The following is a 17,563-nucleotide window of genomic DNA, read 5'->3' as shown; positions in this document are numbered from 1 at the left end:
AGTAATAATGCTTTAATCCAGCCGTCAGTAATAAGGGAAATGATATGCGTATGGATACGTTTTAATGCAAAAGTCAGTAACTAAATGCTTTGTCATGATTTCGATGCTAGTACTCTCGGGATGTGATAACAAACCGGATAACATGCTATCCGGTTATTCACATGGTGAATTTGTATACCTTTCTTATTCTGGTAATGAAAAAATAGAACGAATCTTCATTAATAAGGGCGATAATGTCATTCCAGGACAGGAGTTAGTGAAGATTGACTCCTTCGATGCACAAAATATTTTCCTGCGTGCTGAAGAAAAACTTTCAGCTGAGAGCGCAATGTTACGAAATCTGGAATCGGGAGAGCGGCCAGAAGAGCTGGATATTATACGGTCACAGCTAAAAAAAGCCCAATCGGCAGAATCACAGGTAAAGCGGCAGCTTGGGCGATATCGTCATCTTTATGCCAACCATGCCATATCGCGGGCGGAATGGGAGGATATCAGGGATGAGTTAACGCAAAAAGGCGCACAGGTTGAAGAGTTAATTAATCAACTCAAGGCACGGCAACTACCGGCCCGTCAGGATGAGATTAGCCAACAGCTCTCGATGGTGGCCGCGGCAAAACTCGAACGTGATAAAGCGCTTCGGGATGTTCAGCAAACGACGATTGTATCTCCAATAAATGCCAAAGTTTTTGATATTATATATCGTGTTGGGGAGCGTCCTTCAGCCGGCAGACCAATAATCAGTCTGTTACCACCTGAGAATATAAAAGTACGCTTCTTTATACCCGAGGCGATGCTCGGTAAATTTAATATCGGGACGAAGGTAAGACTTTTATGCGACGGTTGTGCCGAACCTATTTCTGGCGTTATTAATTATATCAGTCCTGAAGCAGAGTTTACGCCCCCGGTTATTTACAGTACGAAACGCCGTGAAAAACTTATTTTTATGGCCGAGGCGATCCCTGTCCTGGAGCAGGCTGAACGGATGAAAATCGGCCAGCCGTTTGATGTGGAGATTATTGGCAATGAATAATCTTTGTATTGATGTGAAAAATCTCAATAAACATTTTGGCGAACATCATGTCGTAAAGGATTTCTCATTACAGGTGGCAAAAGGCGAGATTTATGGTTTTCTTGGTCCGAACGGTAGCGGAAAAACGACATCGATACGGATGATGTGCGGTTTGATTACGCCCGATTCAGGTGAAGGTTTTTGTCTGGGTATGGACATCTTCACTCAGCGGGAAAAAATAAAACAAAAGATAGGCTACATGACTCAGTATTTCTCGATGTGGGGAAATTTAACTATTCGGGAAAACTTATTTTTTATTGCACGATTATATGGCCTCGACCAGCGTAAGGCCCGGGTTGAAGATGCGCTTACAGAATTAGGTCTTACTTCCCGACAGCACCAGCTGGCTAAGGAACTTTCTGGCGGCTGGAAGCAAAGAATGGCCCTCGCCGCCTGCATGTTGCATGAACCTGTTTTGCTGTTTCTGGATGAACCGACCGCTGGCGTGGATCCAAAAGCGCGACGGGAGTTCTGGCAAATGCTGCATCAGCTCTCTGACAAAGGGATCTCAATTCTGGTGAGTACGCATTATATGGACGAGGCTGAGCGCTGCCATAAAGTTGCTTACCTCTCTTATGGCCGGCTACTGGCGAATGGCACTATTGCATCGATTATCGCTTCGCAGAATCTTATTACCGTGAGAACCAGCGGCGCTGGGCTGACGGTGCTTGAAAGCCAGCTCCAGCGCTTGCCGGATATTGAACAAACGGTCATTTTTGGCAATCAGCTTTACGTTACTTCCAGAGATGAAGCGAAGTTAGCATCCGCGCTATTTGCTTTTAAACAACAGGGTTATGAGTTCTGCCAGGTCGATACCAATCTGGAAGACGCATTTACCTATCTGATGAAAAACAATTGTGAAAAAAATTAATTTAAACTTCTCTCTAACCCGCTGGTTCGGTGTGGTTATTAAGGAGATCCACGAATTACGTCGTGATAAAGTCAGTATCAGCATGGTACTCCTTACCCCTATTTTTCAGCTGATCATTCTTGGCTATGCGATAAATATGGACCCGCATCATCTTCCTACCGCATTACTGAATTACGATAGCGAACGCATGAGTCAGGTTTTTGTGACAGGAGCGCAAAATACCGGATATTTTTCGATGATACCTGTCGATTCTGAAGAGGCAGCTCAGAAAGCATTTGTTCGAGGTGATGTCACTTTTATCGTAACGATCCCTGAGGGGTTTACGCGCAAGATGCTGCGTGGAGAAAAACCTCAGCTGCTCATTCAGGGGGATGCTATCGATCCGATGACCACGGGAAATGCGTTAAGTGCTCTGGTGCAGGTTGCGAAATCGATGTTTCAGCAAGACTTGCCGGGTGAAATGCGTGTAGAGCAAAAAGAGGATGATTTTGAACTTATTATCCATCGCATGTTTAACCCGGAGGGGATCACCCAGTTTAATACGATTCCCGGTATTATGGGGTCGATACTCAGTACAACCTTGATCCTGATGACCGCTCTGTCGATTACTCGTGAGAGAGAAAACGGTGCGTTAGAAAATTTACTGGTTTCTCCTTTGACCGGGCTTGAGGTCATTGTTGGTAAGATAACACCTTTTGTTATCATTGGCCTGTTTCAGGCGACGTTAATTCTGATTGCCGCCGTTCTGTTATTTGATATTCCTCTTCATGGCAGCGTTTTCCTGCTTTTTTTAGTGTTGTTGATTTATGTCTTCCTCTGCCTGTCAATCGGCATTGGTATTTCTGGCATAGCGCAAAACCAACTGCAGGCGCTGCAAATGTCGTCATTTTATTTTATCCCTTCCATTATGCTGTCTGGCTTTATCAGTCCTTTTATTAGTATGCCCGACTGGGCGAAAGCCATTGGCTCCTGTTTGCCGCTGACCTACTTCATCCGGTTGGTAAAGGGCATTATGCTGAAAGGGTATTCTGCGACGGCATTATTACCCGATCTGTTGCCGCTGATTGGCCTGGCGGTGATAGTGATCGGCGTAGGGTTGAAATCTTATCGGAAAACGCTGGACTGACATTATGTGCGCGCCCGGCAGGTGTTGGCATAGGCTTTTCGCCATGAAATTCGTATAATGCGGCCTTACATTCGTTTCAAGCCGGAGATTTCTATCATGCGTCCAGCAGGTCGTAGCGCCAACCAGGTGCGCCCCGTTACCCTGACCCGTAATTACACAAAACACGCTGAAGGCTCTGTGCTGGTTGAATTCGGTGATACCAAAGTGCTGTGCACCGCCTCCATTGACGAAGGCGTACCGCGTTTCCTGAAAGGACAGGGACAGGGGTGGATCACCGCTGAATATGGCATGCTGCCGCGTTCAACGCACACGCGTAACGCGCGTGAAGCGGCAAAAGGCAAACAGGGCGGCCGGACGATGGAAATTCAGCGCCTGATCGCCCGTGCGCTGCGCGCGGCGGTTGATCTGAAAGCGCTGGGCGAGTTTACCATCACCCTCGACTGCGATGTGCTGCAGGCCGACGGCGGCACCCGCACCGCGTCTATTACCGGTGCCTGCGTGGCGCTGGCCGACGCGCTGAATAAGCTGGTGGCGGCCGGCAAGCTGAAAACTAACCCGATGAAAGGGATGGTGGCGGCGGTCTCTGTTGGGATCGTTAATGGCGAAGCCATCTGCGATCTGGAGTACATCGAAGACTCTGCCGCGGAAACCGATATGAACGTGGTGATGACCGAAGATGGTCGCATCATCGAGGTGCAGGGTACGGCAGAAGGCGAGCCGTTCACCCATGAAGAGCTCCTCACTCTCCTGGCGTTAGCCCGAGGGGGGATCGAATCCATTATTACGACGCAGAAGGCGGCGTTAGCAGATTAGTTTTTAAGGCGACTGAGAAGTCGCCTTTTTTTTGACCGTAAAAAAGTAAGATGAGGAGCGAATCCATGAAGCCGTATCAGCGCCAGTTTATTGAGTTTGCGCTTAGCAAGCAGGTTCTTAAGTTTGGCGAGTTCACGCTGAAATCCGGGCGTAAGAGCCCCTATTTCTTTAACGCCGGCCTGTTTAACACCGGGCGCGATCTGGCTCTGCTGGGCCGTTTTTATGCCGAGGCGCTGGTGGATTCCGGGATTGAGTTCGACCTGCTGTTTGGCCCGGCCTACAAAGGGATCCCGATTGCCACCACCACCGCGGTGGCGTTAGCCGAACACCATGACCGCGACCTGCCTTACTGCTTTAACCGTAAAGAGGCAAAGACTCACGGCGAAGGCGGCAATCTGGTCGGTAGCCCACTGCAGGGCCGGGTCATGCTGGTGGATGATGTGATCACCGCCGGTACGGCGATTCGCGAATCCATGGAGATCATCCAGGCCAACGGCGCGCAGCTGGCGGGTGTGCTGATCTCCCTGGATCGTCAGGAGCGCGGCCGCGGCGAAATCTCCGCCATTCAGGAAGTGGAGCGGGATTACGGCTGCCAGGTTATCTCGATCGTCACCCTGAAAGAGCTGATCGCTTACCTGGAAGAGAAACCGGAGATGGCGGAACACCTGGCGGCAGTTCGCGCTTATCGCGAAGCCTACGGCGTGTAACGAAAATGCCCGGTAAGCAGAGCGCTACCGGGCAATGCAAAAAAACTACTGCAGCTGTGCGGCGACCAGCGGCCAGCGGGCGTCGAAATCATCCGTCGGACGGTATTTGAACTCGCTGCGCACAAAGCGCGACAGCATGCCCTCGCAGAAGGCCAGCAGCTGGCTGGCCAGCAGCGTTTCGTCGAGAGTGTAGCCTTCGCCTTCGCGCATTTTTTTCTCGCGCATCACCTGACGCAGCTGCACTTCGATGCGTTCAAAAAGCTGGTTGATACGGCCCTGCAGCCGATCCTGTTCGAACATCAGCGCGTGTCCGGTGAGGATGCGCGTCAGCCCAGGATTACGCTCGCCAAACCCAAGAATCAACAGAACAATCAGGCGCAGGCGCGCGGATGTGTCCTTCTCATCTTTCAGAATCAAATTGATGCGCGTAATCAGACTGTCTTCAATGAACTCGATCAGGCTGTCAAACATGCGGGTTTTGCTGGGAAAATGGCGATACAGCGCGGCTTCAGAAACGCCGACGGAAGCCGCCAGTTTCGCGGTGGTAATACGTTGGCTACCATCGCTGGATTCCAGCATTAGCGCCAGAGATTGAAGTATTTCTTCGCGACGATTCCGTTTCGCAGTTTGCTTTTCTGCCATGTTTTAAAATACCCCTGAAAATAAGCACTTGTCAGGCAGACATCCACAACGCGACCGCAAACCAGAGTTTGCGGTGATGTTATTGCATTATGCGCGTTGGGATGCAGATTCCGTGTTGCTGGGCTTATTTACGCCCTGAGTGACCGAAGCCGCCTTCGCCGCGGTCGGTGGCATCGAAAGATTCCACCAGGTTAAATTCCGCCTGCACGACCGGCACAAAGACCATCTGCGCGATACGTTCGCCCGGCTCGATAATAAAGCTCTGCTGACCGCGGTTCCAGACGGACACCATCAGCTGCCCCTGGTAATCGGAGTCGATAAGGCCCACCAGGTTGCCGAGCACCACGCCGTGCTTATGACCCAGGCCCGAGCGCGGCAGGATCACCGCCGCCAGAGAGGGATCGGCGATATGAATCGCAAGGCCGGTCGGCAACAGCGTGGTTGCGCCCGGCGCCAGCTCTACGGCGTCGTCGAGACAGGCTCGCAGGTCAAGTCCGGCGGAGCCGGAGGTGGCATAGGTCGGCAGCGGAAATTGCTGGCCGACACGCGGGTCCAGAATCTTAACGTCGATTTTTTTCATCATAACGGGTCACGATCTCGTCGAGTAATAATTGGCCCAGGAGTTCCTTGCGCTCAAGTGGTAAGCGCTTTTCCCCATCCTGCCAGAAAAGGTGTAATGCGTTGCTATCGCTGTTAAATCCCTGATTAGGCTGGGAAACATCGTTGGCGCAAATCAGGTCGAGGTTTTTGCGGGCACGTTTTTGCCGCGCATATTCTTCCACATTATTCGTTTCGGCGGCAAACCCAACGACGTAGGGGCGATGCGATTTTAGCGCTGCAACCCCGGCGACGATATCCGGGTTTTTAACCATTTTTATTGTTAATTCATCACCTTGTTTTTTTATTTTATCTTCGGCGATGGCGGCGGCGCGGTAATCCGCCACCGCGGCGCAGCCAATAAAAATGTGCTGCTGCTGAGCGCTGGCCTGGACGGCCGCTTCCATTTCCAGCGCGGTAGTGACATCAATGCGCTGCACAAAGGGCGGTGTCGGTAGCGATACCGGTCCGCTGACCAGGGTCACGTTCGCGCCGCGCTGCGCGGCGGCGGCGGCAATCGCGAAGCCCATCTTACCGGAGCTGTGGTTTGAGATGTAACGTACCGGATCCAACGGCTCACGGGTCGGGCCCGCGGTAATCATGAGGTTGAGATGTTGCAAATCTTTGACAGGGGAGGCGAAATGCTGTGCGACCATCTCCACGATGGTTAACGGATCGAGCATTCGCCCCGGGCCGACGTCGCCGCAGGCCTGGCTACCGCTGTCCGGTCCCCACAGCAGCAGGCCGCGGGAAGCGAGCGTCTGCAGATTATGCTGGGTGGCCTGCGCGCGATACATCTGCTGGTTCATGGCGGGCAAGACGGCAACCGGGGAAGGGGTGGCGAGACAGATCGTCGACACCAAATCATTGGCCATGCCTGCCGCCACGCGGGCGATCAAATCGGCGGTCGCCGGGGCGAGGATCACCAGGTCGGCCCATTTTCCGAGCTCAATATGGCCCATGGCCGCTTCCGCCGCCGGATCGAGCAGGCTGTCGGAAACCGGATAGCCGGATACCGCCTGCAGGCTGAGTGGGGTGATGAACGCTTTTGCCGCCTCCGTCATTGCGACACGCACTTCCGCGCCGCGTTCACGTAGTCGCCGTACCAGTTCCGGGGTTTTATACGCCGCGATACCGCCGCTGACGCCCAGGACGATTTTTTTACCCGCCAGAGTCATCATGATGTATTCCTGTTGCCGTAGACCAGAATCCGCGCATCTTATCACAATCCTGCCGCCGTCGTGCCTCTGACGGGCATTCACTTTGCGAGCGGCTACGCAGGGTGAAAAGCGGCGGGTCGGCAGCATCGTCAGGTTGTGCCAGGATAGGCTGATTCACGCAGGAGGGCGCATGGACGGAACGGAAAATCTGATGCCACGGGAGAAGATGCTGCAATTCGGCATCGAGGCGCTGACGGATGTTGAGCTACTGGCGCTGTTTCTGCGCATTGGCACACGCCGTCAGGATGTGCTGAGCTACGCCCAGGCGTTATTGCAGCGTTTTGGTTCGCTCTACGCTCTGCTTTCCGCTGATAAAGCGCAACTGGTTGCCGTTGACGGGCTGGGGCTGGCGAAATATGCGCAACTGAAGGGGATTGCCGAGCTGGCGCGGCGCTATTTTAGCTCGCAGCTGGTTGAGGAGGCCGCGTTGGTCACCCCCTCGATGACGCGGGAATTTTTGCAAAGCCAGCTGACGGAAGAGGAGCGCGAGATCTTTATGGTGATCTTTTTAGATAATCAGAACCGCGTGTTGAAACATAGCCGCCTTTTTTCTGGTACTCTTAGCCACGTTGAGGTGCATCCGCGAGAAATTGTACGCGAAGCCATCAAAGTGAACGCCGCCGCCGTGATCCTTGCGCATAATCATCCCTCCGGTAGTCCGGAGCCGAGTCAGGCTGACAGGCTGATTACCGAAAGGGTGGTAAAGTGTTGTCGATTCATGGAGATACGTGTGCTTGACCATCTGGTTATCGGCCGCGGTGCGTATGTATCTTTTGCCGAACGTGGCTGGATTTAGCCCCGAACTGGCGATCCTTCGGGATCTTTGTCTGTTCGGGACTTGAGCACATCGCCGAGTCAGCGTATACTACGCCACCTTTGAGAATCTCGGGTTTGGCATTTGGGCCTGGCAGTCGAGAGTTCACATTGAACTGCGATGACCAGGCTGTAAAGCCTGACGAGGCGCCAATACCCCATACGAAGCTCGAGCTAATTTGATTTTTGGAGAATAGACATGTCCCGAGTCTGCCAAGTTACTGGCAAGCGTCCGGTGACCGGTAACAACCGTTCCCACGCACTGAACGCGACTAAACGCCGTTTCCTGCCGAACCTGCACTCTCACCGTTTCTGGGTTGAGAGCGAGAAGCGTTTTGTCACCCTGCGCGTATCTGCTAAAGGTATGCGTGTAATCGATAAGAAAGGCATCGATACAGTTCTGGCTGAACTGCGTGCCCGTGGCGAAAAGTACTAAGTACTTAGAGGAAATAAATCATGGCTAAAGGTATTCGTGAGAAAATCAAGCTGGTTTCTTCCGCTGGTACTGGTCACTTCTACACCACCACGAAGAACAAACGTACCAAACCGGAAAAAATGGAACTGAAAAAGTACGATCCGGTTGTACGTCAGCACGTTATCTACAAAGAAGCTAAAATCAAATAATTTTAGCCTCCTTGTATAAAAACCCCGCTTCGGCGGGGTTTTTTGTTTTTAAAACTCCCCCATATAGCTTTCACACACTCCCTTTTCAGCCACCTGTCCGTGAAGCACAATACGCCGGGTTAATGGAGGAAAATCATGCCTGAATTACCAGAGGTTGAAACCAGCCGCCGCGGCATTGAGCCGCACCTGGTTGGCGCAACCATTCTGCACGCCGTCGTGCGCAACGGACGGCTGCGCTGGCCGGTTTCTGAAGAGATTTATCGCCTGAGCGACGTTCCGGTGCTCAGCGTGCGTCGTCGCGCCAAATACCTGCTTCTGGAACTCCCGAACGGCTGGATCATCGTCCATCTCGGGATGTCGGGAAGCCTGCGCATCCTGAGCGAAGAGCTGCCTGCGGAAAAACACGATCACGTTGATCTGGTTATGAGTAACGGTAAAGTCCTGCGCTATACCGATCCGCGCCGCTTTGGCGCCTGGCTGTGGACCAAAGAGCTGGAAGGCCACCCGGTGCTGGCGCATCTGGGGCCGGAGCCGCTGAGCGACGCCTTCAACGCCGATTATCTCCAGCAGAAATGCGCGAAGAAGAAAACCGCGATCAAACCCTGGCTGATGGATAACAAGCTGGTGGTGGGCGTCGGCAATATCTACGCCAGTGAATCGCTGTTCTCCGCCGGGATCCACCCTGACAGGCTGGCGTCCTCACTGTCGCGGGACGAGTGCGAGCAGCTGGTGAAGGTGATTAAGCTGGTCCTGCTGCGTTCGATAGAGCAGGGCGGCACCACGCTGAAGGACTTCCTGCAAAGCGATGGCAAGCCCGGCTATTTTGCCCAGGAGCTACAGGTCTATGCCCGCAAGGGCGAACCCTGCCGGATCTGCGGCACGCCGATTGTCGGGACCAAACATGCCCAGCGGGCGACCTTTTATTGCCGCCAGTGTCAGAAATAGTCACCGGAACAGGAATGATTGTCGGCCAGGTCAGCGGACCTGCGGGTGAGCATCTGGTGGGACGGGGACGTTTGTAGGCCAGGTAAGCGCAGCGCCAGCCTGGCTCATGCCCAGCAGATGCGTTACTTCAGCTTATTCAACAGCGCCTGGTGGACGTTGGCTGGCAGGAAGTGAGAGACATCGCCCTGGTGGCGCGCGACTTCTTTGACCAGCGAAGAGGAGATAAACGACCACTCTTTGCACGGCATCAGGAACACGCTCTCAAGGGTGGGCATCAAATGGCGGTTCATATGGGCCAGCTGCATCTCATATTCGAAATCCGCCACCGCCCGCAGGCCGCGGATCAGGATATTGGCCTGCTGCGCGCGCGCGAAGCTGGCCATCAGGTCGCTGAAGCCGACCACCTGAACATTCACCAGGTGGGCCGTCGCCTGCTCCGCCAGCGCAATACGTTCATCAAGGCTGAACATCGGCTTTTTACTCGGGCTGGCGGCGATAGCCAGCACCACTTTATCGAACATACTCGCCGCGCGGGTGACGATATCGATATGGCCATTGGTGATGGGATCGAAGGTACCCGGATAGATCGCTTTTGTGCTCATGATGACTCTTTCTCCGAGTAGCCGTGGCTCAGCGCCCACAGCTCGGTATATTTCGTAAACGTATACTGCGCGTTGACCATCGCCAGTAACCAGCCCTGCTTACCGTCCAGCACCCCACCGCGCAGCAGCAGCGTTTTCAGGAACGCGCCCAGCGTGTGGCTGAATATCCCCGCCATCGAGGTCTTCTTGCCCTTCTGGTGGCGTTCTAGCGCCCATGCGGCGGCATACGCCAGCTGTTTTTGCTGAAAGCCAGCGAAGTCGCGGCACGTCAGATGCAGGAGATCGCCGGTCAACGGAATGACCTCGGCGCCCAGGCTATCCAGCGATTCATGGACCAGATTATCGTTATAGCGGTAACGGGCGCGTTCGTACAGGCGCAGGACGCGATCGGGGTACCAACCGCTGTGGCGCATAAAGCGTCCGAGAAAATAGTTACGGCGGGCGATGCTGTAGATGGCGCCGCGCTGCGGGGCTGCCAGTACCGTAAGAATAGCCTGCCTGAGTTCCGGCGTGACGCGCTCATCGATATCGATCATCAACACCCAGTCGCCGGTGGCGTAGTCCTGCGCGCGCTGGCGCTGAATGCCATAGCCTCGCCAGTCGGTATGGGTATAGACCTGCGCCCCGAGGCGGCGAGCCAGCTCGACGGTGCCGTCGGTACTGCCGGAGTCGAGGACGATAATTTCATCCGCCCAGCTAACGGAGTCCAGACAATCCGGCAGCAGGTCCGCTGCGTTTTTGGCGATCATCACCACGGAAAGCCGGTTCGACATTAATGACTCCGCTGCGGCAGGTAAGGTTGCAGTAACTGTAGCAGACGCGACAGCGCGCCCTGGTTCTGGTGCAGCACTTCCACCGCGTGACGGCCATACCACAGGCGGTAGTCTTCATCGGTCAGCAGCGTGGAAACCTCTTTGACCAGCGAGTTAGCGTCGGTGACGGTGATCAGGCCATCGTCCTGCTGCAGCTTGGCGCAGATATCTTTGAAATTGAAGGTATGCGGCCCCATCAGCACCGGAATGGCGTGCGCCGCCGGCTCGAGCGGGTTATGGCCGCCGCGCTCCACCAGGCTGCCGCCGACGAAAGCGAGGTCGGCAATGCCGTAGAGCAGCATCAGTTCGCCCATGGTATCGCCAATGACCACCTGGGTACTGGAGGAGGGGATCTCGCCGGTGCTGCGCAGAGTGAAGCTCATTCCGGCTTTTTGCACCATGTCGCGGGCGTCAGGGAAGCGCTCCGGATGGCGAGGAACAAGGATCAGCAGCAGGTTCGGAAAGGTCTCCAGCAGCTTTTTATGCGCCTGGAGGATAATTTGCTCTTCGCCATCGTGGGTGCTGGTGGCAATCCAGACTTTGCGGTGCGGCGCCCATTGCCGGCGCAGCGTCACCGCGCGGGCCGCCAGTTCTGGCGTGACGGAGATATCGAATTTCAGGCTGCCGGTGACCGCCAGCTGGTTGCGCTTCAGTCCCAGCGCGAGGAAGCGGTTGCCATCTTCTTCATTCTGCGCGGCGATAAGCGTAATACGGCTCAACAGGCGGCGCATAAAGCCGCCCAGTTTGGCATAGCCTTTGGCGGAACGTTCGGACAGGCGGGCGTTGGCAATCACCAGCGGGATCTTACGCTTATGCAGCGCGGCTACCATATTCGGCCACAGTTCGGTCTCCATGACGATCACCAGCTTCGGCTGAACGGTGTCCAGGAAGCGGTTCATGGCGCCGGGCAGATCGTAGGGCAGATAGACGTGATGGACATCTTTGCCGAAGGCCGACATGGCGCGCTCGGAGCCGGTCGGCGTCATGGTGGTGACGGTGATCGGCAGAGAAGGGTAGCGGTGGCGCAGGGCGCGAACCAGCGGGATGGCGGCTAAGGTCTCGCCGACGGAAACGGAGTGCAGCAGAATGCCATCCGGCTCTACCTTGTTCTGACAGAAGCCATAGCGTTCCGCCCAGCGTTTACGGTAGGCAGGAGCCTTACGACTGCGCAGCAGCAGCCGCAGCCACACCAGCGGCTGAATAAGGTAAAGTAGGGTGGTATAAAGCAATTCCAAACTATTTATCCGTTCTCTGTTTTGGCGGGCAAATTCTAAGCATTTAGCCCGCGTAAAGCTATCTCTTTGGCGGAAACAGCGGGTTTTTGGTCTATCCCGCGTGGCGATAACGCTTAATACGCAGATAACGGCGTCCCAGGCGCCAGCGTAAACGGAAAGTACAGGCGTTTTTCCAGATTAACCGCCAGATACCGCGGTCGAAGAATTCTTTAATGATAACATGCTTTTTCGACTCATCTTTCATACTGTCGAAGGTGTGGATGATCCCCAGGCCTTCTTTGGCGATCTGCCAGCGACAGGCGGCGATATGGCGCACTTTGTCCGGGTAACGCTGGTTGATCGCCTCCAGCATCTCCAGAATTTTCATGTAATGGCGCGCCGAACGCATCAGCGTGTCGTCGTTGTCCGGCTTATGCGACACCGACTCAGAGTGGATGTAGTAATCATAGAATTGCTGACTGGTGTACTGCACGCGCTCCGCGGCCAGCAGCGCCTCTGTGGTCCACGGGATATCCTGATGGCGCAGGCCGGGTTCGAAATGGAAGTGATGCTGGCGGATAAAATCGTGGCGATAGATATTGAGCCAGGTGACGTGCAGAAATTTCCGCGAGTCCAGGGCCTGCTTGAGCCAGACATGGCCCGGCAGCACGCCGGTCGAGGGCAAGCGATCCAGCGGAAAGATCGGGTGGCTCTCGCGGCGCTTTTCGTACACGTAGGTGCCGTTGCAGGTGGCGACATCGAGATGTGCTTTCTCCGCCATCTCCAGCAGCGTGCGATACATGCCCGGATAGAGTTTATCGTCGATGTCCGGAAACGCGAGGTACTTGCCGCTGGCAACCGCCAGGCCGGTATTGCGCGCGACCGAGACGCCCTGGTTTTCCTGCTCCAGCACCTGGACGTTCTGCAGCCGATCCCGCCATTCGGCGATCACCGCCAGGCTGTTGTCCGTCGACCCATCGTTCACCAGGATCAGTTCATAGCTGTCCAGCTGCTGCTGTTCAATGCACTCAAAGAATTGCGCAAGAAATTTCTCACCGTTGTAGACGGCAGCCACGATGCTCAGTAAAGGCGTTTGACTCATAAATCTTCGATCCTGGTTAACTAACGGCGTCAGATGCGCTGCAGCTGACGGTACTGCTGACAAATGGACACGACGCTGAATTTTTCCAGCGCGGCATCGTCGATGGCCGGCGGGTTATGGTAAATGCTTTGCATCGTCTGAGCCAGCGCCGGACTGGTGAGATCCGCCAGACCGCGGGCAAGTTCGCCGGTGAGGATCTCGGTGACGCCGCCGGGGCAGCGGGTGCTGGCGACCGGGGTATGCAACAGCAGCGCCTCCACCACCACATTGCCGAATCCTTCGCTATCCGAGCTCAAAACCAGCATCCGCGCGCCTTTGATCCACGGTAAGGGGTTTTCCTGAAAACCTTTGAACCACACCCGGTCGTCAATCTGCAGCGTTTTGGCCAGCTGGCGCAGGCGCTGCTCTTGCTCCGGTTTCCCCTGGCCTAACAGCACCAGCGGCGCGTCGATGCCGCTTTGCGCGTAGGCTTCGAGCAGGCGGTCGTGGCGTTTGCCGGGATGGAAGCGGCCGACGTGAATCAGGTAGTCGCCGTCCGGGCGCTCGCTGTCGGCTTCCGCCCCGGCGCGCAGGGCGGCGATATCGAAGGGGTTATAGATGGTTTTCAGCTGCGCCGGGCGCAGGGCGAAGGCGTCCACCAGATCGCGCCCCACGGCGTCGGAAACCGCTACCACGTTGCGCCCCTGGTAAATCCGCTTAATTTTCTGCTGCTTCATCCAGCGGTCAAAGCCGGTACGGTGACCAAGATAAGAGGCCGAGAAGACGCCGTGCAGGCAGAACCAGACGTTGCGCTCGCGCAGCGCCCGGCTGCGGGCGACGATGCGGTCTGTTTTGTGCAGGTTGGAGAGCACAAGGTCAAATTGTCCCTGCTGCTCGGCCCGGATGACCGCGGCGTCCAGCTGGCGGGCGCGGCGGGACAGCTCGGTCAGCTTGCGCCACGGTTTGCGGCAGCGATCGGCCACCACCTGGTAGTCGAGCCCCTCGGGCAATGGGTACTCGCAGACGTCGCGTAGCGAAATGAGCGAGACCCGATCGCCGTCGCGCAGGAACTGCGCCGCCAGGGTGAGAACCACTTTCTCCGCGCCGCCGCCGGGCAAACCGTCAATCACAAATAAGATGCGCATCGTTATTTCACCAGATCCTGATAAAGGGAAAGCAGCTGGGTTGAGAGGCGCTCGCTGGTGCAGGTCATGATGCGCTCGCGGGCGCGGTCGCCTTCCGCGGAGCCCAGCGCGCGGGCAGGCAGGGCCATCACCGCCTGCTGCAGCGCCGGGATATCCAGGGCGTCGCAGACGTAACCGTTGTGGCCGTTGACGACAAACTCTGCCCCGCCGCAGCCGGTGGTGGTGATCACTGGCAGACCGCAGGCCATTGCCTCAAGGATGACGTTGGGGAACGGATCGTAGAGGGTCGGTAGCAGCAGGCCATCGGCCATCTGATAGAACGGCAGCGTCTCCGACTGCATGCCGAAGAAGCGCACCCGCGCTTCGCAGCCGAGACTCTTCGCCAGCGCCTGATAGCGCGGCTGATCTTTATCTTTGCCAACCACCAGCAGATAGCGATCGGTCGGGGCGATGGCGCGGATCGCCGCCGCCAGCCCTTTACGCTCAAAGCCGGAGCCGACGTAAATCAGGCACGTTGCCTGCAGCGGCAACTGCCATTTGGCGCGTAAGGCGGCAAAGGTTTCTTCGCCCGGCGGCAGGAAACGCTGGTTATCAATGGCGTTATAGATAACGTGGATCTTGTCCGCCGGCAGGCCAAAGTCTTCGATGATCTCGCGTTTGATCATCTCGGCGTTGCAGATCACCCCACGCAGATGCGGGTCTTCGTACATCTCGCGTTCCGCTTGCATCACATAACGGTGGTAGCGGTCGGCGAACAGCAGGCGGCTTTTCCAGGCCGGTAAAATGCGCGAGCGCTGTTGCAGCCAGCGGCGATGAACGCCGTCGCCGGCGCGGTAGAGATCGCAGCCGGGAATACGCTCATGGCTCTGCACCAGGTCGAAAGATTCGCGCTGCCAGAGCGCCCGCGCGGCGTTGGCAAACCCGCGCTCGCGGCTGATGCGCCCCCATTTGCGCGGATTACAGATATGGATCTGCCAGTCCGGTTTCACCGGCCCCTGCCATTCGCGGGTGATGACGTTCAGCTGCAGATGACTGCTGTCGAGGGCTTCCAGCGCGCGGGAGACAAACCGTTCTGCGCCGCCGTCCGGGCGGTACTTCTGCCGCACCAGAGCCAGCCTGAATTTACTCATGCCAGTACCTTTTTCGCCGCCGCGATCACGGCGTCGGTAGGAATTAAATCGAGATAACGTTCGTCGGTGTTGGTGTTGATGGCGTCCGGGTCGGGCAGCGGACCGAAGTCGCCTGCCCAGATCACCTCGCCTTTCGCCTGCCACGGACGCCAGAAGGTCAGCTTCGAGGGGCCGAACAGGGCGACCAGCGGAGTGCCGAGAGCCGCAGCCATATGCATCGGCACCGAGTCGACGCCGATAAACAGCCGGGCGTGATCGATCACCGCCGCCAGCTGGCGCAGCGTTAACTGGCCGGCTAAAGAGTGCAGCCGCGCCTGCGGGCAGCCGGCGATGATGGTCTCCACCATCTTCTTCTCTCTATCGTCGGGGCCGGAGGTGAGTACCACCGCGTACCCTTCGGCGGACAGCGCGTTGATCAGCGCGCTCATCCTGTCTTCGCGCCAGCATTTAAAGAACCAACGCGACGTTGGCTGGATGACGATGTAGTTATCCCGGAAGTCCTCCGGCAGCAGGGCGCGGCTGGTGGCCCAGTCTGCTTCGCTGTAGCCCATCCGCGCCGGGGCGTCGTTCAACTGGATACCGAGTGGAGCGAGGATAGAGAGATTCTGCTGTACCGTATGCAGCTGATTATGCTGTTGGGTGGCGGCCAGCGCGGTGTGGCAATAGCGCCAGAACGGGTGGCGACGCTTCGGAAAATCAAAGCCGATCCGCGTCGCGGCGCCGGTCAGTTTGCTGATAATCGCGCTCGGCCACTGGTCGGCAAGGTTGAGCACCATATCGTATCGCTGCTGGCGCAGCGTCTGAATGAGCTGCCATTGCATCTTCAGCTGATGCTTTTTCCCCTGCTTTTTCCAGCGGCGGTCGAGACCATAAATTTGGTGGATATCGGGGTTGGCGGCGAGCATATCCCGGGTCTCTTCATACAGCAGGACATCCACGCTGGCGGCGGGATACTGCTGTTTCAGCGCGTGAATAAGCGGGGTGATCAGCAGCATGTCGCCATGATGGCGCAGCTTAATGACCAGGATCCGCGCCGGGTTCAAGGGGCTGCGGGAGAGGGTTTCAGGCGTCATACTCTGTTCTTCATCCAGGATAAGGGTTCCGATTCTAGGGGATCAGACAGATTGAGAGAAGCGTTGTATTGCTCTACCATGACCCGATACGTATGGCCTGAGGACGTTTTCGTGCACAATCCCGCATTTCTCATCACGATTGATACAGAGGGCGATAACCTCTGGCAAAAACATGACAGCATCACCACCGAGAATGCGCGTTATCTCCCGCGTTTTCAGCAGCTTTGCGAAAAGTATGGCTTTAAACCGGTCTATTTGACCAATTATGAAATGGCCATCGACCCCTTTTATATCGAATTCGCCAGAGACGTGATTGCCCGCGGCACCGCGGAAGTCGGTATGCACCTGCATGCCTGGAACAGCCCGCCGACCGAGCCGCTGACCGCCGATGACTGGCGGCATAAGCCTTATCTCATTGAATACAGCGATGCCATGATGCGTGAGAAGGTCGACTATATGACGCGTCTGCTGGAGGACACCTTCCAGACCAAAATGGTTAGTCATCGCGCCGGGCGCTGGGCCTTTGACGAGCGCTATGCGCGTCTGCTGGTGGAGTACGGGTATCAGGTGGATTGCTCGGTGACGCCGCGGGTGAACTGGAAGACCGCCAAGGGGGCGCCGCAGGGCGATGGCGGGACCGATTATCGTCGCTTCCCGCAGCATGCCTATTTTCTCGATGAAAATGACATCAGCCGCGAGGGCCACTCGCCGCTGCTGGAAGTGCCGATGAGCATTCAGTACAAGCACTCCGCGTGGATGAACAGCGTGAAGCAGGGCTACGACCGCCTGCGCGGCAAAGTGCGTTCCCCCTCCGTGCACTGGCTGCGTCCGATGGGCGGCAACGTGGAGACGATGAAAAAAGTCGTCGAACAAACGTTGACGCAGGGCAATGACTACGTGGAATATATGCTCCACTCTTCAGAATATATGCCCGGCGGCAGCCCCACGTTCCAGAATGAACGGGATATTGAGCGTTTATACGCTGACCTTGAAGCCTTTTTTAGCTGGCTGGCGCCGCAGGTGAAGGGCATGACGTTGGCAGAATATTACCAGCGGAAAATCACACAGCGCTAACACAG

At 56.2% G+C, this 17,563-nt stretch carries 20 protein-coding genes; 10 read left to right on the top strand and 10 right to left on the bottom strand.

All coding sequences use genetic code 11. The features are described 5' to 3' along the window. Positions 1–64 precede the first annotated feature (64 nt). From ABLU95_RS12555 to pyrE, 5 genes are all read left to right on the top strand, one after another. Positions 65–1,030: an HlyD family efflux transporter periplasmic adaptor subunit gene (locus ABLU95_RS12555; protein WP_279577477.1), complete on the top strand. Its 966-nt coding sequence runs from the start codon at positions 65–67 to the stop codon at positions 1,028–1,030. Next, complete coding sequence (locus ABLU95_RS12550; RefSeq protein WP_064158068.1) at positions 1,023–1,940, top strand: ABC transporter ATP-binding protein; 918 nt, start codon at positions 1,023–1,025, stop codon at positions 1,938–1,940. Before ABLU95_RS12555 ends, ABLU95_RS12550 begins: the two co-directional genes overlap by 8 nt. Further along, a complete protein-coding gene (locus ABLU95_RS12545) occupies positions 1,927–3,066 on the top strand; it encodes an ABC transporter permease (protein WP_064158067.1) in 1,140 nt (379 codons plus the stop codon). Before ABLU95_RS12550 ends, ABLU95_RS12545 begins: the two co-directional genes overlap by 14 nt. A 96-nt stretch (positions 3,067–3,162) precedes the next feature. Next, the gene (gene rph, locus ABLU95_RS12540; protein WP_023319338.1) at positions 3,163–3,879 is read left to right on the top strand and encodes a ribonuclease PH; all 717 of its coding nucleotides are present in this window, start codon (positions 3,163–3,165) and stop codon (positions 3,877–3,879) included. A 65-nt stretch (positions 3,880–3,944) separates the two neighbouring features. After that, positions 3,945–4,586 carry an orotate phosphoribosyltransferase gene (gene pyrE, locus ABLU95_RS12535; protein ID WP_004205073.1) on the top strand — a complete coding sequence of 214 codons (642 nt, stop codon included), beginning with the start codon at positions 3,945–3,947 and terminating at the stop codon, positions 4,584–4,586. 45 nt (positions 4,587–4,631) lie between these two features. Here the strand turns inward: pyrE and slmA are convergent, their stop codons facing one another. The 3 genes from slmA to coaBC form a co-directional block, all read right to left on the bottom strand. After that, complete coding sequence (slmA, locus tag ABLU95_RS12530) at positions 4,632–5,228, bottom strand: nucleoid occlusion factor SlmA (RefSeq protein ID WP_004205072.1); 597 nt, start codon at positions 5,226–5,228, stop codon at positions 4,632–4,634. A gap of 124 nt (positions 5,229–5,352) precedes the next feature. Continuing rightward, positions 5,353–5,811, bottom strand: coding sequence for a dUTP diphosphatase (gene dut, locus ABLU95_RS12525; protein WP_004145270.1), 459 nt, complete (start codon positions 5,809–5,811; stop codon positions 5,353–5,355). Beyond that, the gene (gene coaBC, locus ABLU95_RS12520) at positions 5,789–7,003 is read right to left on the bottom strand and encodes a bifunctional phosphopantothenoylcysteine decarboxylase/phosphopantothenate--cysteine ligase CoaBC (protein ID WP_004205070.1); all 1,215 of its coding nucleotides are present in this window, start codon (positions 7,001–7,003) and stop codon (positions 5,789–5,791) included. Before coaBC ends, dut begins: the two co-directional genes overlap by 23 nt. Before the next feature lie 172 nt (positions 7,004–7,175). Between coaBC and radC the strand changes: the two genes are divergently transcribed. The 4 genes from radC to mutM all read left to right on the top strand — a co-directional run bounded on the left by radC (position 7,176) and on the right by mutM (position 9,427). Continuing rightward, positions 7,176–7,841 (top strand): DNA repair protein RadC, encoded by a 666-nt coding sequence (gene radC, locus ABLU95_RS12515; protein ID WP_017900054.1) that lies wholly within the window; start codon positions 7,176–7,178, stop codon positions 7,839–7,841. Between the two features lie 216 nt (positions 7,842–8,057). After that, a complete protein-coding gene (gene rpmB / locus ABLU95_RS12510) occupies positions 8,058–8,294 on the top strand; it encodes a 50S ribosomal protein L28 (RefSeq protein ID WP_000091955.1) in 237 nt (78 codons plus the stop codon). A 20-nt stretch (positions 8,295–8,314) separates the two neighbouring features. Then, positions 8,315–8,482, top strand: coding sequence for a 50S ribosomal protein L33 (gene rpmG / locus ABLU95_RS12505; RefSeq protein ID WP_002922510.1), 168 nt, complete (start codon positions 8,315–8,317; stop codon positions 8,480–8,482). Between the two features lie 135 nt (positions 8,483–8,617). Then, positions 8,618–9,427, top strand: a complete 810-nt coding sequence (gene mutM, locus ABLU95_RS12500) for a bifunctional DNA-formamidopyrimidine glycosylase/DNA-(apurinic or apyrimidinic site) lyase (protein ID WP_243805950.1) — start codon at positions 8,618–8,620, stop codon at positions 9,425–9,427. A gap of 122 nt (positions 9,428–9,549) precedes the next feature. Here the strand turns inward: mutM and coaD are convergent, their stop codons facing one another. The 7 genes from coaD to rfaQ form a co-directional block, all read right to left on the bottom strand. Then, the gene (gene coaD / locus ABLU95_RS12495; protein ID WP_004205067.1) at positions 9,550–10,029 is read right to left on the bottom strand and encodes a pantetheine-phosphate adenylyltransferase; all 480 of its coding nucleotides are present in this window, start codon (positions 10,027–10,029) and stop codon (positions 9,550–9,552) included. Next, positions 10,026–10,802 (bottom strand): glycosyltransferase family 2 protein, encoded by a 777-nt coding sequence (locus ABLU95_RS12490; protein WP_218810509.1) that lies wholly within the window; start codon positions 10,800–10,802, stop codon positions 10,026–10,028. Before ABLU95_RS12490 ends, coaD begins: the two co-directional genes overlap by 4 nt. Continuing rightward, the gene (waaA, locus tag ABLU95_RS12485) at positions 10,802–12,076 is read right to left on the bottom strand and encodes a lipid IV(A) 3-deoxy-D-manno-octulosonic acid transferase (RefSeq protein WP_004205065.1); all 1,275 of its coding nucleotides are present in this window, start codon (positions 12,074–12,076) and stop codon (positions 10,802–10,804) included. Before waaA ends, ABLU95_RS12490 begins: the two co-directional genes overlap by 1 nt. A 91-nt stretch (positions 12,077–12,167) precedes the next feature. After that, positions 12,168–13,157, bottom strand: a complete 990-nt coding sequence (locus ABLU95_RS12480; RefSeq protein ID WP_023291365.1) for a glycosyltransferase — start codon at positions 13,155–13,157, stop codon at positions 12,168–12,170. A gap of 29 nt (positions 13,158–13,186) precedes the next feature. Further along, positions 13,187–14,281, bottom strand: a complete 1,095-nt coding sequence (locus tag ABLU95_RS12475) for a glycosyltransferase (RefSeq protein ID WP_023291364.1) — start codon at positions 14,279–14,281, stop codon at positions 13,187–13,189. Positions 14,282–14,283: 2 nt separating this feature from the next. Next, positions 14,284–15,411, bottom strand: coding sequence for a glycosyltransferase family 4 protein (locus ABLU95_RS12470; protein ID WP_087848697.1), 1,128 nt, complete (start codon positions 15,409–15,411; stop codon positions 14,284–14,286). Then, the gene (gene rfaQ, locus ABLU95_RS12465) at positions 15,408–16,484 is read right to left on the bottom strand and encodes a putative lipopolysaccharide heptosyltransferase III (RefSeq protein WP_050533484.1); all 1,077 of its coding nucleotides are present in this window, start codon (positions 16,482–16,484) and stop codon (positions 15,408–15,410) included. Before rfaQ ends, ABLU95_RS12470 begins: the two co-directional genes overlap by 4 nt. Before the next feature lie 111 nt (positions 16,485–16,595). Between rfaQ and ABLU95_RS12460 the strand changes: the two genes are divergently transcribed. Further along, entirely contained in the window at positions 16,596–17,558 is a 963-nt protein-coding gene (locus ABLU95_RS12460; RefSeq protein ID WP_002922494.1) for a polysaccharide deacetylase family protein, read from the top strand. Positions 17,559–17,563 lie beyond the last annotated feature (5 nt).

It is taken from the genome of Klebsiella sp. GG_Kp146 (genome assembly GCF_040061975.1).
GTDB classification, from domain to species: domain Bacteria; phylum Pseudomonadota; class Gammaproteobacteria; order Enterobacterales; family Enterobacteriaceae; genus Klebsiella; species Klebsiella quasipneumoniae.
The sequence above is the reverse complement of the archived record's forward strand: the minus strand, read 5'-3'. Positions and strand labels throughout refer to the sequence as shown.

Coding starts and splice junctions, on each gene's coding strand:
- rpmG (WP_002922510.1), top strand. CDS start 8,315: ATGGCTAAAGGTATTCGTGAGAAAATCAAGCTGGTTTCTTCCGCTGGT.
- ABLU95_RS12475 (WP_023291364.1), bottom strand. CDS start 14,281: ATGCGCATCTTATTTGTGATTGACGGTTTGCCCGGCGGCGGCGCGGAG.
- mutM (WP_243805950.1), top strand. CDS start 8,618: ATGCCTGAATTACCAGAGGTTGAAACCAGCCGCCGCGGCATTGAGCCG.
- dut (WP_004145270.1), bottom strand. CDS start 5,811: ATGATGAAAAAAATCGACGTTAAGATTCTGGACCCGCGTGTCGGCCAG.
- ABLU95_RS12555 (WP_279577477.1), top strand. CDS start 65: ATGCAAAAGTCAGTAACTAAATGCTTTGTCATGATTTCGATGCTAGTA.
- rfaQ (WP_050533484.1), bottom strand. CDS start 16,484: ATGACGCCTGAAACCCTCTCCCGCAGCCCCTTGAACCCGGCGCGGATC.
- pyrE (WP_004205073.1), top strand. CDS start 3,945: ATGAAGCCGTATCAGCGCCAGTTTATTGAGTTTGCGCTTAGCAAGCAG.
- coaBC (WP_004205070.1), bottom strand. CDS start 7,003: ATGACTCTGGCGGGTAAAAAAATCGTCCTGGGCGTCAGCGGCGGTATC.
- ABLU95_RS12550 (WP_064158068.1), top strand. CDS start 1,023: ATGAATAATCTTTGTATTGATGTGAAAAATCTCAATAAACATTTTGGC.
- rph (WP_023319338.1), top strand. CDS start 3,163: ATGCGTCCAGCAGGTCGTAGCGCCAACCAGGTGCGCCCCGTTACCCTG.
- ABLU95_RS12490 (WP_218810509.1), bottom strand. CDS start 10,802: ATGTCGAACCGGCTTTCCGTGGTGATGATCGCCAAAAACGCAGCGGAC.
- ABLU95_RS12480 (WP_023291365.1), bottom strand. CDS start 13,157: ATGAGTCAAACGCCTTTACTGAGCATCGTGGCTGCCGTCTACAACGGT.
- coaD (WP_004205067.1), bottom strand. CDS start 10,029: ATGAGCACAAAAGCGATCTATCCGGGTACCTTCGATCCCATCACCAAT.
- radC (WP_017900054.1), top strand. CDS start 7,176: ATGGACGGAACGGAAAATCTGATGCCACGGGAGAAGATGCTGCAATTC.
- ABLU95_RS12470 (WP_087848697.1), bottom strand. CDS start 15,411: ATGAGTAAATTCAGGCTGGCTCTGGTGCGGCAGAAGTACCGCCCGGAC.
- slmA (WP_004205072.1), bottom strand. CDS start 5,228: ATGGCAGAAAAGCAAACTGCGAAACGGAATCGTCGCGAAGAAATACTT.
- rpmB (WP_000091955.1), top strand. CDS start 8,058: ATGTCCCGAGTCTGCCAAGTTACTGGCAAGCGTCCGGTGACCGGTAAC.